Source organism: Romboutsia sp., assembly GCF_051659545.1.
Lineage (GTDB): Bacteria > Bacillota > Clostridia > Peptostreptococcales > Peptostreptococcaceae > JBOFOR01.
The window spans coordinates 1-2234 of the sequence record NZ_JBOFOR010000251.1; the positions used below are offsets into that span (position 1 = coordinate 1).

Annotated in this window: 4 protein-coding genes; all 4 read left to right on the forward strand. The window is 33.0% G+C overall.

The annotated features are described in order from the left end of the window. Positions 1 to 545: transglycosylase SLT domain-containing protein (locus tag ACRC03_RS14270; RefSeq protein WP_438653254.1), on the forward strand; the 545-nt coding region annotated here is incomplete at its 5' end. Position 546: 1 nt separating this feature from the next. Next, positions 547 to 1005, forward strand: a complete 459-nt coding sequence (locus tag ACRC03_RS14275) for a hypothetical protein (protein WP_438653255.1) — start codon at positions 547 to 549, stop codon at positions 1003 to 1005. A 2-nt stretch (positions 1006 to 1007) separates the two neighbouring features. After that, on the forward strand, positions 1008 to 1694 hold the full coding sequence (locus ACRC03_RS14280; RefSeq protein WP_438653256.1) for a hypothetical protein: 687 nt from the start codon (positions 1008 to 1010) through the stop codon (positions 1692 to 1694). A gap of 3 nt (positions 1695 to 1697) precedes the next feature. Then, on the forward strand, positions 1698 to 2234 hold a 537-nt coding region (locus ACRC03_RS14285; RefSeq protein ID WP_438653257.1), incomplete at its 3' end, for a hypothetical protein.

Below are 2234 nucleotides of genomic sequence, written 5' to 3' on the forward strand. Positions count from 1 at the left end.
TGTCAATAATGATGTTGTTAAGCTTAGAAGCATTTGCTCCTGAAATTCACACTACAGTATTGATAAAAGACGAAGCTTTAGTTAAAGTGGCACAATTATACCAAGTTAGTTACAACGAAGCAAAAATGCTATGTACTGATGGTAATATTGATGCTAATTGGCTATTAGCTGTAATTTGGATAGAAAGTAGATTCAATAGAAGGGCAGTTAGTCCTATTGGTGCAAGGGGATATATTCAATTTACCCCTAAAACACTTAATGGTGGGGTACTAAATGACTCTACTGAATTTACTTTAACACGGGAATACATAAAATTTTACAGCAAAAAGATTAAATCCTATGAAGATTTATACTTAGCTATCTTCTTTCCCAAAGCATTAAATAAACCAGATAGTTATGTTTTAGCTACCCAAAGGTTTAGTGCTTATACTATTGCTAAATCTAACCCTATTCTTAACTTAAACAAGGATAGTCTCTTAACTAAAGCAGAAGTTAAATTAGCTGCTTTTGAACTTTTACCAGATAGTTTAAAACATAAATTATAATATGTTAAAAACAGTTAAAATTGTATATCATGGTAATAAGTTACCTCTTCGTAAGGAGGGTAATAACTATGATATTGCTGTAGATGGGGAACATAGATTTGAGCATGATGAGTTCAAACTTGTTCCCCTGAATGTTAGTATGACCCTACCTAAATGGTATGGTGCTCATATATTGAGTAGGAGTTCATTACCCGTAAAGAAGTCTATTATTATCTCTAATGGAATTGGAGAAGTGGAGGCAAATTACGCAGGGGTATGGAAGTTTCCTGCCTACCACTTTGGATTTGGCACTATTATCAGTGATGGTGAGTACATTGCCCAATTCAATGTATATCTCTTAGATGAAGCCCCTTGGTGGCTACATATTCTAAATCCTTTCTTAAAGCTTAAATTTAAGGAAGTGGATGTATTAACAACTACCAGAGGTGGATTTGGTTCCACTAATGGTTATAAAAACTAAACATGGGAAGACTTATATTTTTAGCTGGATTTAGTGGTACTGGAAAGACTACTGGATTGGGAGCTAATGAAAAATTAGGTATTAAGGGTTTAGACCCAACTAAAACAGCAGTAATTAATGTTACTGGACAACCTTTACCATTTCCTAAATGGAAGTCTATGTATAGTGGTGCTTTAGATAATAAAGGAAACTATTTTGAAAGTAGCAACCCTAAGTTTATACAAACTGCTATTGGATTTATTTCTAAGTCAAGACCAGATATTAAGAATATCTTTATTGATGACGGACAGTTTATTTTAAGTCTTAATTTGATGGCTAAAGCTACTGAAAAAGGCTATGAAAAATATACTGAGATTGGTATGAATATTACCAACATCTTAAAGGAAATACAGTCAAGTAGACCAGATATTAACTGTTACATTACTTGGCATCCAGAAGAGACCAAGAATGGGCTGAAGTTAAAGACTATTGGTAATATGTTAGATAATTGGCTAACTTTAGAAGGCTTAACTAACATTTTTCTTTATTCTGAAGTAATAAAGGATTCTTCTGGAAAACCCCAATATAGGATTGTTACAAGAAATGATGGTAACTACCCTGCAAAGAGTCCATATGGGATGTTTGAAAATGTTTACATTCCAAATGACTTATTCATTATAGAACAGGCTTTAGAAGCCTATGAAAACTAATTTATGCTATTAGAGGATTTAATTAACCCAAGTAGGCAAATACAGCCTGAAGTGGAAGTAATTCCACAAATTACAGTTTCCTTTACAAGGGAGCCTAACAAGAAGAATGGTATATTCTTCAATAATGGAATAAAATTTACAGAGAAAAGACAACTTTATGTTTATAAAGTAGTAAATAATGTATTTCTGTTTATCACTGGTAACTTAAATGAAGAAGTTGCTGGTGTTGAGGTGCCAAAGAATGGTAATTATTACAATAAGAACCTTGTTACAAGAATAATGACAGAGTACAAGGGTCTTTACAATACATCATCTTTAAGAGAGGCCGAAACTGCTACTTTTACAGCATACCAAAATGAAGAGCTTTCTAAAGCAATAGTTGGTAATGTCGCTCCTTATGGGAGACCAGTATCTACAGATATTGAGCATTTCTACTATATTGAAGTGAGTAACACTGTTAAAAGCTCAGAAATGCTATTAGCCTATGTTAATGGTAATTCTCGTATGGGTAATCAAACAGTAACATTACCTATCCCAAAT

Excerpts from the sequence above, each read along its gene's own strand:
- ACRC03_RS14275 (WP_438653255.1), top strand. The coding sequence starts at position 547 with ATGTTAAAAACAGTTAAAATTGTATATCATGGTAATAAGTTACCTCTT.
- ACRC03_RS14280 (WP_438653256.1), top strand. The coding sequence starts at position 1,008 with ATGGGAAGACTTATATTTTTAGCTGGATTTAGTGGTACTGGAAAGACT.